Here is a 19,443-nt window from a genome sequence, read left to right as displayed (position 1 = left end):
TCTTCCGCCATTTGCTCGATGAACCAAATGTCGGGATCGGAGAGCCTTCGCTTAAGACGAGCAGATCATGTTTATGATTGAAATAGATTTCAAACATCCTTTACCTCCGACCGGCCAACCTAATGTCTCGGACGTCTGCACGGGCAATTGATGTGCAGCGCGGTAAATTTGCTGGCGGACTTCAGATCTAGGAGCGGTCCGACGCAAGCCCGGTGCCCTGTGAATAGCGGGGAAGATGTTGCACAATTATATCTCTGGTGGCAATTTCTGCTTGTATGTTGTTCGCATGTCACGTTCACGCACCAGCTTTCTTCTTGATCAATACGAGCTAGCGATCGACGAGATTGTCGCTGCTTGGGACGGTGACCTGCATAGCGCGCTTAGGGCATTGATGCTTGCCAATGAGCAGCTAGAGCAAAGATTGGAGCGGATAAGCGCTCAATTAGATGATCAGTTAGAGGACCATCCGCCAAAGGAATTCCTCACGAGCCGCCGCGGCTCGCTCCACTGACGCAATTTTCCCGAGCATGGGCCGCTGGGTGCGCGGTGGCCGGCATGCCTTACCGTATCAGCAAGATCGCTTCCGGCGTCCGTGTTCCGCCCGACCGGTGCGATACACGCTGGGCATCGGCGCGAGGTTGCCGACGCAGCGGTTGACGACGCGAAACAGGTTGATGATCGCGGCTTGGTTGGTGGTGATGCTGTAGAGGTTGCACATCACGCACGCTCAATGACGTGTTCGAGACTGAACCGCTCACACCAAGCATCATGTCTGGTTGGAATAGCCCCAGCCTAGTAAAGTAGCGCTTGTGTGCATCGCGCCAATAAGCGAGCGACCTGTCGCCTTCACCTTCGTCATAAGCGAATTGGTCTCCTACATCCTCGAAGCGCCGTTGCTCAAGTTCAATGGTCTTCAGAACTGCGCGCGGCTGTCTGTCGCCATCAAGAGCCACCATGGCTTTCCCGATTGCAGCGCCTTTCAGTCCCTCGGTCACTGCCCATTCGCACGCTTCTTGCCTTCCAGCACTAGAGCAAGCAGCGCGTCCGCGAGTGCGCCGCTGTCGCCGAACGAGAATGTTTCGAGTTCTTGCCAGTTCATCAGCCAAACACCTCATGCAGGCCCGGGATGGGCTTCGACTTGGTGCCACGGCGGCTCGCTGCGCGCGGTGGTGACGGCATGCTCCAGCGCATGGTCACCATTTCGGTGCCGGTCTCGGTGTTGCGCGTGTTGCGCACGACCGGGGCCGGATAGTCGGGAAACACACCCGGCATCGGCGCAAGGTTGCCGACGTAGCGGTTGACGACGCGAAACAGCGCGCGGATCGCTTCTTGGTTCGTGGTGACTGAATATAGATTGCGCATTGTCGGTGGTTGGGCGTGCCGTTTTAGTCCGTCGAAGCGACCGTCTCAGTGTTCATGCGATGTCCGGGAATGCACGCAACGCCCCTCTAGCGGAATATGCTCGCTGGGCGGCGTTGTCTATCGCGCTGGCGCTGAAATCCCCAGCTGGGCTAGATCGAGCAACACACGTGCCATGGCGGCCGGTCGGCCACCGTCAAACGGTGGCTTGCACTGATCTGTTCATGAAGCGCACATGCGAAGCGTTTGCAACCGAATGGTCACACCTCGGCCGTTAGCACAGCCCTCGGCTGCGAATTTAATTGCTCCCAGCAAGATGAAGCATCGATACTTATCATCTAAGTGCGACTGACTAGCGACGACGCTAGGAGAGAAAGCGCTGACGACCAACAACACAAAAAACAAGCAGCCGCTTTTTCCCAGGAGAGATACTTGGCCGGCATCGTCCATGTCGTGGATGACGACGCGTCGTTCCGAACAACCATCCAAGGTTTGTTAGAAGCAGCCGGATATCGTGTACTCACATATTCGTCCGCTCAGCAGTTGTTGGACCAGCAGCCAGACGAAAATGGCGCCGCCTGCATTCTTCTGGATGTCCGTATGCCTGGCATGAGCGGGCCTGAGCTACAGAGCCGTTTGACCGAGTTCGGTTCGACGCTGCCTATCGTGTTTCTAACAGGCTACGCGGACATCACCGTCACCGTGAAGGCGATCAAGGCGGGGGCACACGACTTCCTCATCAAGCCCGTAAACTCGGATGAGCTACTGAAAGCGCTTGAAAAGGCGATAGCGCGACATGAGACGGTACGTGCGTTGAAAGGCGAATTGGAAGCGCTTCGGTCCCGTCTATCGACCCTTACCCCGCGCCAGCGCCAAGTCTTCGAGATCATCGTACGGGGAAAAACAAACAAGCATGCTGCGCGCGAACTTGGCAGCACCGAGCGAACAATCAAGGCGCATCGGCAAGTGATCATGGAAAAAATGAACGTGCAGTCGCTAGCTCAGCTTGTCATCATTGCCGAGCGGCTCGGTGTACTCGCGTGATTTGCTGCCATGGCGAAAGGATGCGCCGGGCCGCGCGGGACAGGCAAGCCCCTACCAATTGCGGTGGATGGCGTGGCGGGCACAACGGGAACGGCAATGGCGCGCTTGATGTCCGATTGTCCCCCAATAGCCGCACAAGAGCAGACATGGCGGGAGGTCGGAGAAGGGCCAACAGGGGAAAGCTTATCCTAGGCTGTTGCCGTGAGCAGGTGAGCGGCTATCGGGAACGATAACCCGCGGCTGCCGACGTATTTCTCCAAGGCCAGGTTAGTATCGGCTGTTAGGTTTTCGCGCGCCACGTCGCCAACTTGCGACACATGACTAGCCAGTGGCGAACCCGCAACGTAGCTCAGCACAAATCGTTCAACGGAAGGAAATTCGACGGCACCGACCGTTCGCTGGACTGCGATATCCAGAAAACCTGCCGCTGCAACCAGTCGGCTCAGCTCGCTAGCATCGGATAATCCAAATGGCGCGCGCATGATGCTGGCGGCTGCAGGACTAACGTTTCTTTCCAGTATCTCCGCGAATGCTTCAAATCCCGGACTTTCGTGAATGCCGCACCACACCATCACCGCGAGCCGGCCCTTTGGAGACAGAACCCTGCGCATTTCGCGCAAAGCAGCCGACCGGTCAGCGAAGAATTGGAGGCCGAGTTGGCAATAAGCAACGTCGAACGAGCCAGCAGGAAACGGCAGCTTGTCGGCACTGGCTTCCTGCCACTCTACTGAAGCAGAGCCATCCGTGGTCTTGAGAGATCGCGCAACGCTCAACATACCAGGATTAAGATCGACACCGGCAACCGTACCGCCTGGTCCCACCAGCGCAGCTGCGATGCGCGCCACTATTCCAGTGCCGCAAGCGATATCAATCACGCGGTCGCCCGGATTGGGATGAGCGAGTTCTATCAGTATTGGAGCCCATGGCCCAAAAACAGCCGGGACCAGTTCCCGTTCGTACACCTCGGGCGCGCTACCGGCGACCTGCCACTGTCCTTGCTGAGCCATCGGATGACCGCCAGAGGTTCCTGCGCCCAATATATCTCGACGCAACGATGTCGGCCACAGGGCAAAATCCGAAGAACTCGCTTGGAGCACAATTGGTCTGCCGCGCTCCCTGAAGCGGACTTCACTTCCGGCTTCTTGGCAGGGCCGCCCGGTGAGTTCTCCCGATCTGTCATCCCGCCGCCTCCTGTGCTTGCGCCACAGCCGGGTCGCTTCCGTCAACGATTACGCCAGCAGCAGCGCAAAGGCAGACAGCCGGGAGGTTCGAGAAGTGGCCAAAAGCCGACTAGGCAGAGCTTATCTCAAGACCATTCGGTAGCATTACAAGGATCAGATTTTGCCCTTCCGGTGGATGGCGCGAGATATGACCTTTCCCGTGCGTGTCTTCGACGAGGACGGCGTTCCCTGCTGCGAGGCGCTTTATTTCGCCGCCACTCGTCTCAAACTCTACAACACCATCAAGCCAAATTGCGAGGAGCCGACCGGGCGGCGTGTGGAAACCAGCTTCGCGCATGCCGGCAGGAATGTGGACAAAGCGGACGCGGGAGGCTTCGTAATAGGCGGAGAGATCAAGGGGTGCTTCGTTTGGAAATAAAGGGGTCAATTCCGTTGAGATATCCACTTCTCCGAAATGAGATCCTCCATCGCTTGATGCATAGATGTGAAGACACTTCATCTCGAACTCCAATGCTCAAATCGGAGCGTGGTTTTATCAGTAAGCAGGATCATGCGCCTCTGACGAGCGCTTTCATAGCGTCGGAAACGGGCTTCGCTACTGCAAAATGAAGTACGGGCCAATGTCTCAGTTGGGTCAAAATCCGAAGAACTCGCTTTGAACACACTTGGTCTGCACTCGCATCGCATGCGGTCAACGATCACGCACGACGACTATGATGGCGATCACTGCGATGAAGGCCACGCTCCGGCGTGTCATCATCCGCCGCATCCGTGTGCGATCTCGACCCGCATTCGGCGACTATGCAAATTCGTTTTTACCCGGATCAAATGCGCTGGCACGCTGCCGTATCGCGTACCCCCGATCCGCAATGAGCCCCAGAGGACCCAACGACCGATTGCGGAGTGACCGCTTGCCGCAGCAAAAGCGCACATCAGTCTGGACCGGACGGAGGTCCGAGATTGACCGATATTGTTGCAAAAGTCTTTTTGGGGCGTCGAACAGAAATTCTTAGAACCGCTGATGCGTTTTGCGCGCGGCAACGTGAGGGACCATATCGACTGATCCAAAATCGATCTCGGATCCCCGTAATGGCACTGAAAACCGATGCAGCAGCGGAGAGGCCTCGATACCAACTTTCGCGAGATTTTCACGGCTGTTCGATTTTCGACTTTTGCACTCAAGTGTTTTGAAGACAAAGCCGGACGCCTATCCCTTGCGTATCAGCCTTGCGTTTTATCCTGCTTCTTTAGTTTGGAGTAGCGAGCTTCGACCGATGCCTGGCTGCGGCCGAGCCCTGCTGCAATATCACTGAAGGACGATCCGCTCGCCCGCATTTGTAAAAGCCTTCCTTCATCTTCTGCAGACCAAATTGTCGAAGTTTTGGGAGCCCCGGTCCGGACCATTCCCACCCCGCTGCTGTTCTTTTTACGACGGTTTAAAAAGTAGCCGTCTCTAAATTACGGAGCTGCCCATTACAACCACCTGCAGGTTGGGCATCCTAATTTCTCTCTGCGGGTGAGGTCCGCATCTGATGCTGTGGACGGCTCCTCCACCGGCACGAGAGTGCCAAGGAGTGGGCGCCGTTTGAGGCTTCCACGATTCGGAGGAGCTAGCTATGCAGTCAATTTCGACGATTGGACTGGATATCGCGAAGTCGGTCTTTCAAGTGCACGGCGTTGATGCGGCCAGCCAAGTGGTCCTGCGCCGGCAGTTGAAGCGCGGGCAGATCCTGGCATTTTTCCAAAAACTGCCACCATGCCTGGTGGGGATCGAGGCTTGCGCGTCGTCGCACCATTGGTCCCGCGAACTGCAGGCGCTCGGGCATACGGTACGATTGATGCCTCCGGCCTATGTGAAGCCCTACGTCAAGCGGCAAAAGAACGATGCCACGGACGCGGAGGCGATTTGCGAGGCGGTCGCGAGACCCAACATGCGGTTCGTGCCGACCAAGACGGTCGAGCAACAGAGCTGTCTGATGCTTCACCGGGCGCGCCATCTCTTCATCCGCCAGCAGACTGCCGTCATCAATTCGATCCGCGCCTATCTCGCCGAGTTTGGGATTGTCGCCCCTGTCGGACGCAGGGGTGTCGAGCAGCTGCTGGAAGTCGTCGCCGATACAGCCGACCGCAGGCTTCCGGAACTGGCTCGCGCTTGTCTTGCTGCTCTTGGCAGCCAATTGCGCGCATTGAAGGCTCAAATCCTGGAGTTCGATCGACGCATCATCGCCTGGCATCGATCAAGCGCGACAAGCAAACGGCTGGACGCAATCCCCGGCGTCGGGCCAGCGCTGGCAACAGCTCTGGTCGCCAGCATTGCTGATCCCAAGGCCTTCCGATCGGGACGAGACTTCTCGGCCTGGGTTGGGCTCGTGCCCAAGCAGCACTCGGGTGGGGGCAAGGACAAGCTTGGCAGTATCAGCAAACGAGGCGATCGCTATTTGCGCAGCCTGTTCACGGCTGGCGCGCTCGCCGTGATCCGCTATGCCAAGATCCATGGCACCGATCATCGGCCCTGGCTCACTCGATTGTTGGCCCGGCGACCCACCAAGGTCGCTGCCGTCGCGCTCGCCAACAAGCTCGCCAGGATGGCATGGGCGATGATGGCCAGAAACGAACCTTACCATGAACCCGCCGCTCTCACGGCGTGACGAGACTACACCGAACATCCGGTGTGACGTAACGGTTGGGAGGGCGAACAGCACTTAATGCAGCGCCGGTCGATCCGGCGATCAGGACAACCCACTTGGCCCACAGCATCTTCGAATGCGTGCTTTTGACCGGGACCTGATCCGCGGAGGGCATTATGGCCAGCGGTGATGTGAACCGCGCAAACAGGCCGAACACATGGCCGCTCCGACCAACGCCGCAAAGTGAAGATTCTTCTTGCCAACCCGGAGCCGTCCACACATGGCCCTTCCCCGACCTCGCGCAATGTCCGCTTCTACGCCGCTGTTGGAGGACAAGCCGACATCGGGGTTTATTGCACGGCACGCTCTCGGAGCGCGCGGGCCGTCCGATCGGCGTCCTGCATCGCCATCGCCATCCTGACCAACGTTCGCAGTCTCGGCTGCCGCTGCGCGCGCAATTCGCGGCCGGCTTTGGGCGGCATGTTTTCCTCCAACTCGTAGCGGCCGGGTTCCAGCAAGCACTCGATCAACGGCACGGACACGCGCAGCCGCGCGAGCTTTCCGTTCGAATCCAGGATCGGGAAAATCCTGACCATTGCTGGTGTGCCCATGCCCTGCACGGTGGCCCTGCCGGGATTGGCCGTCAACGGGGGACCGGACGAGCGCGGGCCCGTGGTGCGTTGTTCTCGGTCGGCCGGTGTGATGGGGCGGCGAGAATGGTAGCCCCTGTAGCGCCTTCCTATCGCGCCGCTCAATGGGACATAAACCGGGACATCACCGGTGTAGAATAATATTGCTATCTAATATCAATAGCTTATTTCGTATCTGCCCGGATGGAGCGATGCGCAATCCGGGCTACTAATTCTGTGATCGCGGCTACCGCGTCTTGACGATCTGCAGCAGCTCGTCGCCATAATGCTCGAGCTTCTTGTCGCCGATCCCCGGCACGTTGCGCAGTTCGTCGAGTGTGGTCGGCCACGCCCGGACGATACCGTCGATGGTGGCGTCGTGCAGCACCACATAGGCCGGCACGCCGCGCTCGCGCGCGATATCCGAGCGCCACGACCGCAGCCGCGCACGCAATTCAGGATCGACATCGCCTTGCGGCGCGCTGGCCGCGGGGGCGAGTTCGCCGCGGCGGGATTTTGCCCGGCTTGACCGGACGCGGGTGCCAGGGGCCTCTTCGCGCAGCCAGACTTCCGTCTCGCCGCGCAACACGCCGCGCGCGGATTCCATCAGCTTCAGCGCGCCAAAGGCTTCGCTGTCGCTCTGCAAATGCCCCATTGCCACCAATTGCCTCAGCACCGTGCGCCACTGCTTTTCGTTGAGCTCGCGGCCGATGCCGAACACCGACAGCTTGTCGTGGCCGAACTGCGTCACTTTCTCGGTCAGGCGTCCGATCAGCACGTCGATCAAGTGCATCGCGCCGAACCGCTGCCCGGTGCGGTAGGCGCAGGAGAGCAGCTTTTGCGCCAGCACCTTGCCGTCGCGCATCCGCGGCGGCGTCAGGCAATTGTCGCAATTGCCGCAACTCTCGCCGTGCAAGGTCTCGCTGAAATAGCCGAGCAGTCGCTTGCGCCGGCACTGCGCGGTTTCCGCGAGACCCACCAGCGCGTCGAGCTTGCCGATCGAGACCCGCTTGAAATCGTCTGATGCGGTGGACTCATCGATCATGCGGCGCTGCTGCACGATGTCCGAGAGGCCATAGGCCATCCAGGCCGCCGAAGGCTTGCCGTCGCGGCCGGCGCGCCCCGTCTCCTGGTAGTAGGACTCGATGCTTTTGGGCAGATCGAGATGGGCGACAAAGCGCACGTCGGGCTTGTCGATGCCCATGCCGAAGGCCACGGTTGCGACGATGACGATGCCGTCCTCGTTGAGAAAGCGGTCCTGGTTGCGCGAGCGCACGCTGCCATCGAGGCCGGCGTGATAGGGCAGCGCGGCAATGCCGGCGTCATCGAGCGCGGCCGCGACTTCCTCGACGCGTTTGCGCGACAGGCAATAAACCACACCGGCATCGCCCGCATGACGATCCCGGATGAACTCCTTGAGCTGCGACACCGCATTGCGCTTGTCGACGATCTCGTAGCGGATGTTGGGCCGGTCGAAGCTCGATACGAATTGCGGGGAACCGCCAAGCTGGAGCCGCTCGACGATCTCTTTCCGTGTCAATTCGTCGGCGGTGGCAGTCAGCGCGATGCGCGGGACATTGGGAAAGCGCTCGGCGATGATGGAGAGGCCGACATATTCGGGCCGGAAGTCGTGCCCCCATTGCGAGACGCAATGCGCCTCGTCGATCGCGAACAAGGCCACTTTGGCCTGGGCGAGCATCGACAGGCAGCGCGGCGTCACCAGCCGTTCCGGCGCGACATAGAGCAGGTCGATATCGCCCGCGATCAGGCGCCGCTCAATGTCGGAGGCCTCCTGCAGCGTCAGCGACGAATTCAGCGCCGCGGCATTGACGCCAGCCTCGATCAGGCCCGCGACCTGGTCGCGCATCAGCGCGATCAGCGGCGATACCACGATGCCGCAGCCTTCGCGCAACAGCGCCGGCAGCTGGTAGCACAGCGACTTGCCGCCGCCGGTCGGCATCAGCACCAGACAATTGCCGCCATCGGTGACATGCCGGATGATCTCGCCCTGCGCGCCGCGGAACCCCGGCAGGCCGAACACCGAATGCAGCACCGACAGCGCGTCGCGGCCGTTGGGCGGCGCAGGCAGCGGAGCGGTGGAAGAAAGGGGCATGGGCGAGGCGGACCGGGCCAAGAAATTCGTCACAAGGCCAGTCGCATGACCACGCGGGCGTGGCAAGACGATTTGGGTGGCAAGGCGACGTCTTCCCCTCTCCCCTTCTGGGAAGAATCAGCTACGCCCCGATTCGCCGCAACGCCTCTGCGATCGTCACGATCGGCATGTCGCGCATCCCGGCCGCCTCTAGCGCGTGGCGCAGCAAGGCCGGCGTGCAGCCATAGGGGCTCGGCGCATCGACGACGTCATGGCTGTAGAAGATCAGCCAGCCGCCGCTCGCGACCGCCTCGTCGAAATGGCGGTCGACGCCATCCGTATCGATCTCGTAATTGACCAGGGGCGATGCGCGCAGGAACTGGAGATCGATCACGCCGCGATTGACACCGGGAAGAATGCCGCGCGCCGAGCGAAAATTTTTGGCGAGCTGCGGCTTGCGCCAGACCGAGGCGAGGCCATACGGATAGGCAAAATTTTCGAGCGAGATCGAAGGTTCGATGGTACGGAAATGGCTGCGATTCCGTTCAATCTCGCGCGCCATGGCGGTCTCATCGAGATCGACTGCGCGGAGGTGCGAAAAAGTGTGGCAGGCGATCTCGTGGCCGCCGCGATGTAATCGCACGATCGCATCGTTCGACACGCCGCGCCAGTGATCTCCGGGTTGATCGATCAGGCTGCCAGCGAGATAAAACGTGCCGCGACCGGCGTGCTCTTCCAGCAGTGATGCGCCCTCGCCCGCGGCGCTGTCGGGTGCGTCATCGAAGGTGAAGCTCACCATCGGCGCGTGCGCCGGCAAGCGGTGCGGCGTGGCGCGGAAATGCCGGGCCAGCCGATTGCTCACGCGTCCCTGCAGTGCCGACCACACGATTGCGTTCCCTGTAATTCCGTACCGCGCCACTGAAGCATTCGTGCGCTGGACGAGGCAAGCATTAGACTTGGTTAATCCTAACGCGGACTCCGCAATCTTCACCTAACGCGTAAGCAGCGGCGCCCTGGTATCCGCGGCAAGATCGCGCAACCAGTTGCGGAAGAGCGCCGTAGCAGCGCTTCCGGCGGCGATATCGGTGCGTAAATTCAGCGCGGGCAGCTCGTTGGTGAGCGCGGGATGGCGCTGGTGCCTCGCGCGCTTCTCGAAACGCGCAAGTCTCTCCTCGGTCGCCGCGTCAAAATAACTCACCGGCAAATGTGGGTAATTCTCGCGCTCGCGCGCGAGATAACGGCCGATATCGCGCAGATATTCACGCTGGAGTGACAGCCCGTCATACTCGGGATGGCCCTGGAAGAACACGAAACGGCTGGCATATTGCCGGACGAAGATGTCGACGCCGGCCTGAGCGGAGCGCGTCAGCACCCGGTAGCCTGCCTGCGAGAGATCGCGCTCGGTGACTTCGTTCAGGCGCGAGTGCGAGACCTTGAGCGGCGCCGGCGTCTCGCGCGTCAGCGAATCGCTCGTCACGGCTTCGCAGTCGAATATGCCATGGCATTTCGACGGCAGGCGTTGCCGTTCGATGCGATCGAGATGCAGCACCGCAGCATGCGCGGCGAGGCATGACCAGATCGTCGAACGCGTATTGGTCCTGGCCCAGTCGATCAGATCGGTGAGGTCTCGCCAATACGGTTCCTGGTCGAGCTCGGGCGCGACCGGCTCGGCGCCGGTCACGATCAGCCCGTCGAACTTTTGGCGCTTGAGGCCGGAGAGATCCGAATATTCGCTCTCGACATGCCACATCGCCTCCGGCGAGCGCCGCACCGACGGCAGCGAGAAGCAATGAAAGCGAATGCGGCGCGGCCCTGCGGCGGCCTGGAGCAGCTTCATGAACTGCCGCTCCGTTGCTTTCAATGCCGGGTCCGGCATGTTGTTGATCAGCCCGATGGTGAGCTCGGTGCCGCTTTGATCGCGTGCGAGATCGGCTTCGGCAGGCACCAGGGCCGGGCTCGAGATGCCTTGATCCCTGTCGATCAAGATGCTCATCGTCGCGAACGCCTACTCCGCCGCCTGAAGGCGCGCGGTCGGGCAGGCCTTTTCCAGGGCTTGGTCGATGTCCTCGATGATATCGGCGGCATGCTCGATGCCGATCGAGAGACGGATCGTCTCCGGCAGCACGCCAGCGGTGCGCTGCTGCTCCGCGGACATCTGGCGGTGCGTGGTCGAAGCCGGATGGCAGGCCAGCGACTTGGCGTCGCCGATATTGACGAGGCGCGTAATCAGCTTCAGCGTATCATAGAAGGTCTTGCCGGCCTCCATTCCGCCCTTGATGCCGAAGGTGAACAGCGAGGAGGCGTTGCCGTCGAGATATTTCTGGACCAGCGGATAATAGGGGCTGTCCGGGAAGCCCGTGTAGTTCACCCAGGCAACGCGCGGATCGGCACGCAGAAATTCGGCGACCTTCTTGGCGTTCTCGCAGTGGCGCTCCATGCGCAGCGCCACGGTCTCGATACCCTGGAGCAACAGGAAGGCGTTGAACGGCGACAGCACCGAGCCCATGGTGCGCTGATAAATGCTGCGCGCGCGCTCGATATAGGCGGTCTCGCCGAAACGCTCGGCATAGACGAGGCCGTGATAGGAGGCGTCCGGCGTGTTGTAGCCCGGGAAGCGGTCGGCGTGCTTGGCCCACGGGAAATTCCCGGAATCGACGATGGCGCCGCCGAGCGTGGTGCCATGGCCGCCAAGGAACTTGGTCAGCGAATGCACGGCGATGTCGGCGCCATAGTCGAACGGCTTGAGCAGGATCGGGGTCGCAACCGTGTTGTCGACGATCAGCGGAACGCCATGCGCATGCGCGATTTTGGCCAGCGCCTCGATGTCGCAGACATTGCCCGCGGGATTGCCGATGGTCTCGGCAAACACCGCACGGGTGTTCTCGTCGATCAGTTTTTTGATCGCCTCGGGCTTGTCGCTCTCGGCGAAGCGCCCGGTGATGCCCTGACGCGGCAAAATATGAGAGAGCAGCGTGTGCGTAGTGCCGTAGAGCTGCGGCACGGAGACGATGTTGCCGCCGTGGTCGGCGACGTTGACGAATGCGAAATGCAGCGCCGCCTGGCCGGTCGCGACCGCGAGTGCGCCGACGCCGCCTTCAAGCTCGCTGATGCGCTTCTCCAGCACGGCGCTGGTCGGGTTGGCGATGCGGCTGTAGCGATAGCCTTCCGCCTCGAGATTGAAGAGCGCCGCGCCGTGATCGGCGCTGTCGAAGGCATAGGCGGCGGTCTGGTAGATCGGCACAGCGACCGCGTGCGTAGTGGCTTCGGGCTCGTAGCCGGCGTGAATAGCAATCGTCTCGTTGCGCATCGTACCACCTCCGCGTGGAGCGGCCCGCACTTATTGGCCTGTATGAGGCATGTGCGTTGTCCGCCGTCCTCGTGTTAGAGGCGGGTGGTAAAGCGGGCAATAATTCGTCTAGAGATCGAGGAAGTAACCCTAATGGTTATTGGTGAGTTGGCCAAAATTTGAGTCAAATTCGATTAACTACACCGCCGGCGTCACCAGGAAACCTGCGCGCGGGAAATGGACGACGATGTTGCCGGCGATGTCGTCGTGGCGGCGGATGGCGATGCTTTGCGCCGAGAGTGAGACGATCCGCCCGCGCACCGCGATCTTGCCGTAGTCGTCGGGCCTGACGTCGACGAGGTCGCCGACCTTGCGGGCGTTGGGATCGAGCGCGTTGCCGGCCTCTTCCGTCTGCGGCGCCGAGATGCGGCCGATCTCCAGCGCCTCCGCGGTCGACATCTCGGTCCGCGTGCCGTGGCCGATCGCGCGCATGCGCGCCTCCCAGGCGCGCACATTTGGAAATTCAGCCAGCATCTCGTCGGCAACCGGCAGGTTGGAGCGGACGTACCAGATGTTCATATAGACGTTGATGTCGACAAGGCTCGGTGCGACACCGCAGAGCCACGGGCCGCCGCCGGCAAGCTGGGTCTCGATCCAGCCGACATGGGCGCGATACTGGTCGCGCATCTGCGGGATCGCCGCCGTCATCGCCGCGATATCGAACTTCGCACCGCGCAGCTTTTCCCGATCCTCGATGAAGCTCTGCGGCACCTTGTCGGCGAGGGAGCCGAACACGAGGTTCACCGTGTTCTGGAAGAACGACTTGTCGGTCCACATCGCACTCGCTCGGGCGAGCCCCTCGTTTCCACCCGGAAACAGGCTCGGCGCGGGAAAGCGATGCTCCAGCTCGCGGATGATGCGCTGGGTATCGCAATAGATGTCCGCGCCGATCTGCATCACGGGCGTGCGTCGATAGCCGCCGGTGAGCGGCATCAGGTCGGGGCGCGGCATGATCCTGGAAATCCGCACCGAAATCCAGGCGATGCTCTTCAGGCCGAAGATGAGACGGATCTTCTCGGAGAATGGCGACTCGTCGAAATGATGCAGAATGATGGCGGGATCGTCCGGCATCGTTCGCTCCTCCTGTTTGCATTGGTCCCTTCCTCTTGCGGGAGAAGGGACGCCTTCGATCCTACCAACCTACTCCATCATCTCCCAGAGCCGATGGGTGAGCACGCCGGCGCGCTTCTCGATCGCGGCGGCGGCAGCGAGCGCGAGATCCTCGCGGTAGCGGCCGGCGATGAGCTGCACACCGATCGGCTTGCCGTCGTGCAAGGCCACCGGCACCACGGCCCCGGGCAGGCCCAGCACGTTGATCGCGGAGATGAAGCGGATCTCGCCCCAGAAGATTTCCTTGACGCGCTCGGCGCTGACGGTGTCGTCGCGCGGTCCCGGCGTCGGCTTCACCGTGGTCGGCGCAAGCACCACCGGGTATTCCTCGAAGAACAATTGCCAGGCGCGGATATGGCCGCTGCGCGCGGCGGTGGCGCGCATCCAGGCCGGCAGATCGAGCACGCTGGCCTTGGTCTTCATGCCGTTCCACGCCTTGTGGAAGTCTTCCGACGTCACCTTGAGCATGCCGGCCTCCTGCATCACCACCGTCTCGTTGGTGATGATGTCGCACCAGGTCTGCCAGACGCCGTTGATATCGGGGACCTCAACCTCGCTGACGCGATAGCCCGCACGCTCCAGATGATCGGCAGCCTGGCGCAGCGCTGCGCCGACTGACGGATCGACGTCCATGTCCTCGGGGATCTTTGCCAGCGCGACCTTGATCGGCCCCTTCGGCTTCGGCCCGGTTAGCGGCGCTGGCACCCACCAGGGGTCGCGCGGATCGCGCCGGCTCATCGCCTCCAGCGCAAGGCGAACGTCGGCGACGTGACGGGCGAGCGGCCCCTGCGCCGACATCAGATGCGCCAGCATCGGCCGTTCGGATGTCGCGCTCTGGTTGAAGGCGGGGATACGCCCCTGCGTCGGCTTGATGGTGGCAACGCCATTGCAATGCGCCGGCCAGCGCAGCGAACCGCCGATGTCGTTGCCGTGCGCGATGGTGCCAATGCCGGCGGCGACCGCCGAGCCTGCGCCGCCCGAGGAGCCGCCGCAGGTGATGTTCGGATCCCAGGGGTTCAGCGTCAGCCCATGCAGCGGATTGTCGGTAAAGCCGCGGAACGAAAATTCCGGCGTATTGGTGAGGCCCAGAACGATCGCGCCGGCCTTCTTCAGGTTGCGCACCACCGGCGAATCCGACGGCGCGATGAAGTTCTTGTTGGCAGGAACGCCGTTGAAATTGGGCCGGCCTTCGAAGTCGACATTCTCCTTGATGGTCACGGGCACGCCATGCAGGAGGCCGAGCTCGCCTCCCTTGGCGCGATGCTTGTCGGCCGCATGCGCAGCCTTCAGCGCCTCCTCGCCGAGATCGACCACGACCGCATTCAGCCTGGGATTGACGGCGTGCATCCGCGCCAGATGCGCTTCGACGGTCTCGACGGCTGAGATCGCGCCGGAGCGAATCGCGGCCGCGGTGTCGACGGCCGACCATTGCCAGGCCGGGCCCTTCGGGCGCCGCCCCGTGGCGGACTTGCGCGGCGCGGCCTTCTTGACCGACTTCTTGGCCTGTTTCGCAACGGCGCCCTTGCGGGCGGTGGTCTTCCTGCTCGAGGTCTTCGCTGCTTTCCTTGCAGCACTTTTCTTCTTGGTCGCCGTCGTCTTCGCCACGTCGCATCTCCTGAAATTGCGGCGCGGAGGTTACGGAGGGGAATGTGGCCTGTACAGCGGCGTTTCTGCATGGCGCATTGGCGAGACGCTCCGATGCGACGAAATGTCAGCGATTGCCGCCCCTCACACCGGCGGCGGGTTCAGTCGCGCAAAACCTTCCTGGACGCGATATGGGTAATAGGGATAGGGCGGCATCACCGCGCTGACCTCGTCGAGACGTTTGATCTGATCTACACTCAGCGACCAGCCGACCGCGCCAAGATTGTCGCGCAACTGTGCTTCATCGCGGGCGCCGATAATCACGGACGAGACGGTCGGCCTCGACAGCAGCCAGGCGATCGCGACCTGCGGCACAGTGCGGCCGGTCTCCGCAGAGATCGTGTCCAGCACGTCGACGATGGCGTAAAGCCGCGCGTCATCCACGGGCGGGCCGAACTGTGCCGTGGCGTGCAGGCGGCTCTCTTGCGGCAACGGCTGGCCGCGCCGGATCTTTCCGGTGAGCCGGCCCCAGCCGAGCGGGCTCCAGACCAGCGCGCCGACACCCTGGTCGCGCGCGAGCGGCATCAGCTCCCACTCATAGTCGCGGCCAAGCAGCGAGTAATAGACCTGGTGCGCGATATGGCGCGGCCAGCCGTGACGATCGGCGACCGCGAGCGACTTCATCAGCTGCCAGCCGGAGAAATTGGAGACGCCGACATAGCGCAGCTTGCCTGACCGCACGAGCGTATCCAGCGTCGACAACACCTCCTCGATCGGCGTGAACGCATCGAAAGCGTGGAGCTGGAGCAGGTCGATATGATCGGTGCCGAGCCGCCGGAGGGCCGATTCGACCGAGGCAAGCAGCCGAGGTCGCGACGAGCCGGCGTCAAGCGGACCGTCGCCCGTCGGCAGGCTCATCTTGGGGGAGATGAGCACTTTGTCGCGGCGGCCCTTGATCGCGGCACCGAGAATCTCCTCGGAGGCGCCGTTCGAATAGACGTCGGCGCTGTCGAACAGATTGACACCGGAATCGAGACAGATGTCGACCAGCCTGCGCGCCTCATCAGCTCCGCTGCGGCCCCACGCCGAGAACAGCGGGCCCTGACCGCCGAACGTGCCGGTGCCGAAGCTGAGGACCGGGACTTTGAGACCGGAAGCGCCGAGATTGCGATATTCCATGATCGTCCTCCTATTCCGCCGGGCACGACGCGACGGTGGTTTGCGTTCGATCGAGCCTCAGGCTCCACAAGGCCAGAACGAGACCCACTGCTGTGATTCCGGCCGCAATCAGCGGCAGCGCGGAGAGCCCGAGCCCGCGATCGATGGTGACACCTCCGGCCCAGGCGCCGAGTGCGTTACCGAGATTGAAGGCGGCGATGTTGAGGCTCGAGGCGAGCGTGCGGCCGCTGGGGCCGGCCGCCTCCAGCACGCGAAGCTGCAGCGGCGCGACGGTCGCGAACGCCGCGATACCGAGCAGCAGGATCAGTGCAATAGCAGGGATCTTGACCGGCAGCACGGCGGCAAGACCGAGCAGCACGATGGCGAGCGCCGCGAGCGTGCCGATCAGCGCGCGTGCAAGGTCGCGATCGGCGAGCTTGCCACCAGCGACATTGCCGATCGCCAGCCCAACACCGAACACCAGCAGGATCGGCGAGACTGCGGCTTCAGAAAAGCCGGTGAAACGCGTCAGGATCGGCTGGATGTAGGTGAAGACGACGAACAGGCCTGCGAAACCGAACACGGTCATGGCAAGCCCGAGCAGGACCTGCGGACGGCCGAGCACCGCGACCTCCTCGGCAAGCGAGACCGGCTTGTCGCCATTGCCGACATGACCGGGCACCAGCACGGCCACCACCGCAAAGGCGATCACGCCGATCACCGTCACCGCCCAGAACGCTGCGCGCCAGCCGAGCATCAGGCCGAACCAGGCGCCGAAGGGCACGCCCAGGAGCGTGGCGACCGTGAGGCCGATGAACATGGTCGATATCGCGGAGGCGCGCTTGTCTTCGGCAACCAGGCTGGTCGCCACCACCGAGCCGACGCCGAAGAAGGTGCCATGGGCGAGCGAAGTCAGCACGCGCGCGGCCATCAGCAATTCGTAGTTCGGCGCCAGCGCGCAGGCCGCATTGCCCAGCGTGAAGATCGCCATCAGCGCCAGCAACACCGTCTTTCGCGGCATCCGTCGGGTCGCCAGCGTCAGCACCGGCGCGCCGACGAACACGCCGAGCGCGTAGCCGGATATCAGCAGGCCCGCGACCGGCACGGAAACGTGCATGTCGGCGGCGACCTGGAGCAACAGGCCCATGATGATGAATTCAGTGGTGCCGATGCCGAAGGCACCGGCGGTAAGCGCGAGGACGGCGGGAGGCATGCGTGGCTCCAATGGGTAAGACGAGCCACGCAGATAGCTGTGCCGCAGCAAAACCATTAGAATGTCCGCAATCCAATCATTTGTGACGTGAATTCAACATGGCCCGTTTCGACACCAACCGCTCCGCCGAGATGGAGGTTTTCGTCCGCGTCGTCGATCTCGGCGGCTTTACGCAGGCCGCGCGAAACCTGCGCCTGACGCCATCGGGCGTGAGCAAGCTGATCTCGCGGCTGGAGGCGCGGCTCGGCTCGCGGCTGCTCAACCGCACCACGCGCAAGCTCACGCTGACCGAGGAAGGCCAGGCCTTCTACCAGCGCGCCGTGCGCATCCTCGCCGAGATGGAGGAAGCCGAGCGCGAGGCAGCATCAGGAGCCGCGCCGCGCGGCCGCCTGACGGTGAACAGCAACATCCCTTTCGGCATGCTGCATGTGATGCCGCTGATCCCGCGCTTCCTCGAACAACATCCCGACGTCACGCTTGATCTCGTGCTGACGGATACACTGATCGACCTGATGCAGGAGCGCGCCGACGTCGCGATCCGCGTCGGACCCTTGAGAGCCTCGCGCCTCGTCGCGCGGAAACTCGGCACCAGCCGCATGGTCGTGGTCGGCGCGCCGAATTATCTAGCGCGCTTCGGCACGCCGAGGACACCGGCCGATCTTGCGGAGCATCGCGGCATCGGCTGGACCTTTCCGCGCTCGATCCGCGGCTGGCCGTTCAAGCGCGGCGACCGCATCGAAGAGGCCGTGCCACCGCCGGCCGCCCGTGCCAGCGACGGCGAAGCCTCGCGCCGCCTTGCCCTGGGCGGCGTTGGTCTCGCCCGCCTCGCCCTCTTCCACATCGGCCCCGACATCGAATCGGGCCGCCTCGTGCCGGTGCTGCAAAGCTACAATCCCGGCGACCGCGAAGACATCCACGCCGTCTATGTCGGCCATACAGCTCCCCTGCCCGCCCGCGTCCGCGCGTTCATCGATTTTCTCGCCGAGCATGTGCGGGTCAGTGACCCCGCACTGAAGCGTGTGGGAGATGGGATATGGAGGGTGGAAACCAGGCGTCATAATTGACGATGCCTGCGAGCGTGTCGTCACCGCCGACGAGGCTGGTTATTCCCGGCGTTTGTCTCGAACGCACGAAAATAAATCGGTTGATCGCGCGATCGCTTTTCGTCGATGATGATATCTGGCAACGTGGCTTTTAAGGAAGCCGCCACTGTCCGCGTCTCCAACAAGATCGCTTCGAGTTTATTCCTCACTTTGCGGCCGATACTCAAGCACGTCACCTACATGGGTGCGCGCGAGCCTGATCTGACGTCCTCATCATCCATTTCCGGGGCGATCTCGTTTGGTCGCCGCGGCCCCTTTTGACGCTTGGTTCAAACAGCAAAACTCGGGAGAATCCAAATGTCGGGCATAAAAAATATCGTGCTGGTCCATGGCGCGTGGGCGGATGGATCGAGCTGGTCCAAGCTCATTCCGTTTCTGCAGGCCAACGGGCTCCATGTTGCGGCGGTCCAGAACCCGCTCAGCTCGATCGCCGATGACGTGGCTTCCACGAACCGCTTGATCAATGCACAGGATGGTCCGGTCCTTCTCGTCGGTCACTCCTACGGAGGCGCGGTCATCGGCGAAGCGGGCATGAACCCGAAGGTCGCCGGACTCGTTTATGTCGCGGCCTTTGCGCCCGACAAGGGCGAGACATTGAGCGGTTTGGCCGGGCAATACCCCAAGCCGCCTCTCTTCAACGAGATCAGGCCCATTGAAGATGGGTTTTTGATGCTCACCGACAAAGGCGTCGATGAGAGCTTTGCGCAGGATCTGTCCGCTGAGGACAAGGCCCTCGTGCGCGCAACCCAAGGCGCGACTCAAGGCGCCATCCTTGCAACGCCGATCAGGGCCGCGGCCTGGCATGACAAGCCGAGTTGGTTCGTTGTCGCATCCAACGACAGGGCCATTGCACCCCAGCAGGAGCAGGTCACCGCGGAGCGCATGCATGCCAAAATCATCACGCTCCCCTCAAGCCACGTGCCGATGCTGTCTCACCCCAGGGAGGTCGCCGAGTTCGTGATTGGCGCTGCGGCTTCGCTGACGCAGAAGTAACTCG

Annotated in this window: 17 protein-coding genes and 3 pseudogenes; 5 read left to right on the top strand and 15 right to left on the bottom strand. The window is 62.3% G+C overall.

Annotated elements, in window-relative coordinates:
- Positions 1-235: 235 nt before the first annotated feature.
- On the top strand, positions 236-511 hold the full coding sequence (locus ACPPVR_RS03525; RefSeq protein ID WP_426612892.1) for a hypothetical protein: 276 nt from the start codon (positions 236-238) through the stop codon (positions 509-511).
- Between the two features lie 102 nt (positions 512-613).
- Here ACPPVR_RS03525 and ACPPVR_RS03520 read toward each other — a convergent pair.
- The 3 pseudogenes from ACPPVR_RS03520 to ACPPVR_RS03510 form a co-directional block, all read right to left on the bottom strand.
- A pseudogene (locus ACPPVR_RS03520) lies at positions 614-718 on the bottom strand (SOS response-associated peptidase); the annotation flags it as partial.
- Between the two features lie 130 nt (positions 719-848).
- A pseudogene (locus ACPPVR_RS03515) lies at positions 849-956 on the bottom strand (ASCH domain-containing protein); the annotation flags it as partial.
- Between the two features lie 202 nt (positions 957-1,158).
- Positions 1,159-1,362 (bottom strand): annotated as a pseudogene (locus ACPPVR_RS03510) (SOS response-associated peptidase); the annotation flags it as partial.
- A 429-nt stretch (positions 1,363-1,791) separates the two neighbouring features.
- Between ACPPVR_RS03510 and ACPPVR_RS03505 the strand changes: the two are divergent.
- The gene (locus tag ACPPVR_RS03505) at positions 1,792-2,403 is read left to right on the top strand and encodes a response regulator transcription factor (protein WP_426612891.1); all 612 of its coding nucleotides are present in this window, start codon (positions 1,792-1,794) and stop codon (positions 2,401-2,403) included.
- 188 nt (positions 2,404-2,591) lie between these two features.
- On the opposite strand, the gene ACPPVR_RS03500 is transcribed toward ACPPVR_RS03505, so the two are convergent.
- Both ACPPVR_RS03500 and ACPPVR_RS03495 read right to left on the bottom strand, forming a co-directional pair.
- Complete coding sequence (locus ACPPVR_RS03500; protein ID WP_426612890.1) at positions 2,592-3,410, bottom strand: class I SAM-dependent methyltransferase; 819 nt, start codon at positions 3,408-3,410, stop codon at positions 2,592-2,594.
- A gap of 283 nt (positions 3,411-3,693) precedes the next feature.
- Entirely contained in the window at positions 3,694-4,083 is a 390-nt protein-coding gene (locus ACPPVR_RS03495) for a hypothetical protein (protein ID WP_426612889.1), read from the bottom strand.
- 1,117 nt (positions 4,084-5,200) lie between these two features.
- Here ACPPVR_RS03495 and ACPPVR_RS03490 point away from each other — a divergent pair.
- Positions 5,201-6,232 carry an IS110 family transposase gene (locus ACPPVR_RS03490; protein ID WP_426612888.1) on the top strand — a complete coding sequence of 344 codons (1,032 nt, stop codon included), beginning with the start codon at positions 5,201-5,203 and terminating at the stop codon, positions 6,230-6,232.
- A 329-nt stretch (positions 6,233-6,561) separates the two neighbouring features.
- On the opposite strand, the gene ACPPVR_RS03485 is transcribed toward ACPPVR_RS03490, so the two are convergent.
- The 9 genes from ACPPVR_RS03485 to ACPPVR_RS03445 all read right to left on the bottom strand — a co-directional run bounded on the left by ACPPVR_RS03485 (position 6,562) and on the right by ACPPVR_RS03445 (position 17,343).
- Positions 6,562-6,858, bottom strand: a complete 297-nt coding sequence (locus tag ACPPVR_RS03485) for a hypothetical protein (protein ID WP_426612887.1) — start codon at positions 6,856-6,858, stop codon at positions 6,562-6,564.
- 229 nt (positions 6,859-7,087) lie between these two features.
- The gene (gene recQ / locus ACPPVR_RS03480; protein WP_426612886.1) at positions 7,088-8,953 is read right to left on the bottom strand and encodes a DNA helicase RecQ; all 1,866 of its coding nucleotides are present in this window, start codon (positions 8,951-8,953) and stop codon (positions 7,088-7,090) included.
- Positions 8,954-9,074: 121 nt separating this feature from the next.
- The gene (locus ACPPVR_RS03475) at positions 9,075-9,818 is read right to left on the bottom strand and encodes a polysaccharide deacetylase family protein (protein ID WP_426612885.1); all 744 of its coding nucleotides are present in this window, start codon (positions 9,816-9,818) and stop codon (positions 9,075-9,077) included.
- A 105-nt stretch (positions 9,819-9,923) separates the two neighbouring features.
- The gene (gene metA / locus ACPPVR_RS03470) at positions 9,924-10,925 is read right to left on the bottom strand and encodes a homoserine O-succinyltransferase MetA (RefSeq protein WP_426612884.1); all 1,002 of its coding nucleotides are present in this window, start codon (positions 10,923-10,925) and stop codon (positions 9,924-9,926) included.
- A 12-nt stretch (positions 10,926-10,937) separates the two neighbouring features.
- The gene (locus ACPPVR_RS03465) at positions 10,938-12,239 is read right to left on the bottom strand and encodes an O-acetylhomoserine aminocarboxypropyltransferase/cysteine synthase family protein (protein ID WP_426612883.1); all 1,302 of its coding nucleotides are present in this window, start codon (positions 12,237-12,239) and stop codon (positions 10,938-10,940) included.
- Between the two features lie 177 nt (positions 12,240-12,416).
- Positions 12,417-13,349 carry a glutathione S-transferase family protein gene (locus ACPPVR_RS03460; protein ID WP_426612882.1) on the bottom strand — a complete coding sequence of 311 codons (933 nt, stop codon included), beginning with the start codon at positions 13,347-13,349 and terminating at the stop codon, positions 12,417-12,419.
- Between the two features lie 69 nt (positions 13,350-13,418).
- Positions 13,419-14,993, bottom strand: a complete 1,575-nt coding sequence (locus ACPPVR_RS03455) for an amidase family protein (RefSeq protein WP_426612881.1) — start codon at positions 14,991-14,993, stop codon at positions 13,419-13,421.
- A gap of 123 nt (positions 14,994-15,116) precedes the next feature.
- A complete protein-coding gene (locus ACPPVR_RS03450; RefSeq protein ID WP_426612880.1) occupies positions 15,117-16,151 on the bottom strand; it encodes an aldo/keto reductase in 1,035 nt (344 codons plus the stop codon).
- A gap of 10 nt (positions 16,152-16,161) precedes the next feature.
- On the bottom strand, positions 16,162-17,343 hold the full coding sequence (locus ACPPVR_RS03445; RefSeq protein ID WP_426612879.1) for an MFS transporter: 1,182 nt from the start codon (positions 17,341-17,343) through the stop codon (positions 16,162-16,164).
- A gap of 98 nt (positions 17,344-17,441) precedes the next feature.
- Between ACPPVR_RS03445 and ACPPVR_RS03440 the strand changes: the two genes are divergently transcribed.
- Complete coding sequence (locus ACPPVR_RS03440; RefSeq protein ID WP_426612878.1) at positions 17,442-18,407, top strand: LysR family transcriptional regulator; 966 nt, start codon at positions 17,442-17,444, stop codon at positions 18,405-18,407.
- 20 nt (positions 18,408-18,427) lie between these two features.
- On the opposite strand, the gene ACPPVR_RS03435 is transcribed toward ACPPVR_RS03440, so the two are convergent.
- Complete coding sequence (locus ACPPVR_RS03435; RefSeq protein WP_426612877.1) at positions 18,428-18,613, bottom strand: hypothetical protein; 186 nt, start codon at positions 18,611-18,613, stop codon at positions 18,428-18,430.
- A 97-nt stretch (positions 18,614-18,710) separates the two neighbouring features.
- On the opposite strand from ACPPVR_RS03435, the gene ACPPVR_RS03430 reads away from it, so the two are divergent.
- Positions 18,711-19,439 carry an alpha/beta hydrolase gene (locus ACPPVR_RS03430; RefSeq protein WP_426612876.1) on the top strand — a complete coding sequence of 243 codons (729 nt, stop codon included), beginning with the start codon at positions 18,711-18,713 and terminating at the stop codon, positions 19,437-19,439.
- Positions 19,440-19,443: the final 4 nt, after the last annotated feature.

Origin of the sequence: Bradyrhizobium sp. McL0616 (assembly GCF_049993385.1) — a bacterium.
Lineage (GTDB): Bacteria > Pseudomonadota > Alphaproteobacteria > Rhizobiales > Xanthobacteraceae > Bradyrhizobium.
The sequence above is the reverse complement of the archived record's forward strand: the minus strand, read 5'-3'. Positions and strand labels throughout refer to the sequence as shown.

Bases quoted from the DNA above. Each gene is read 5' to 3' on its own strand.
- ACPPVR_RS03525 (WP_426612892.1), top strand. From the start codon at position 236: ATGTTGCACAATTATATCTCTGGTGGCAATTTCTGCTTGTATGTTGTT.
- ACPPVR_RS03500 (WP_426612890.1), bottom strand. From the start codon at position 3,410: ATGGCTCAGCAAGGACAGTGGCAGGTCGCCGGTAGCGCGCCCGAGGTG.
- ACPPVR_RS03495 (WP_426612889.1), bottom strand. From the start codon at position 4,083: ATGAAGTGTCTTCACATCTATGCATCAAGCGATGGAGGATCTCATTTC.
- ACPPVR_RS03490 (WP_426612888.1), top strand. From the start codon at position 5,201: ATGCAGTCAATTTCGACGATTGGACTGGATATCGCGAAGTCGGTCTTT.
- recQ (WP_426612886.1), bottom strand. From the start codon at position 8,953: ATGCCCCTTTCTTCCACCGCTCCGCTGCCTGCGCCGCCCAACGGCCGC.
- metA (WP_426612884.1), bottom strand. From the start codon at position 10,925: ATGAGCATCTTGATCGACAGGGATCAAGGCATCTCGAGCCCGGCCCTG.
- ACPPVR_RS03465 (WP_426612883.1), bottom strand. From the start codon at position 12,239: ATGCGCAACGAGACGATTGCTATTCACGCCGGCTACGAGCCCGAAGCC.
- ACPPVR_RS03460 (WP_426612882.1), bottom strand. From the start codon at position 13,349: ATGCCGGACGATCCCGCCATCATTCTGCATCATTTCGACGAGTCGCCA.
- ACPPVR_RS03450 (WP_426612880.1), bottom strand. From the start codon at position 16,151: ATGGAATATCGCAATCTCGGCGCTTCCGGTCTCAAAGTCCCGGTCCTC.
- ACPPVR_RS03445 (WP_426612879.1), bottom strand. From the start codon at position 17,343: ATGCCTCCCGCCGTCCTCGCGCTTACCGCCGGTGCCTTCGGCATCGGC.
- ACPPVR_RS03440 (WP_426612878.1), top strand. From the start codon at position 17,442: ATGGCCCGTTTCGACACCAACCGCTCCGCCGAGATGGAGGTTTTCGTC.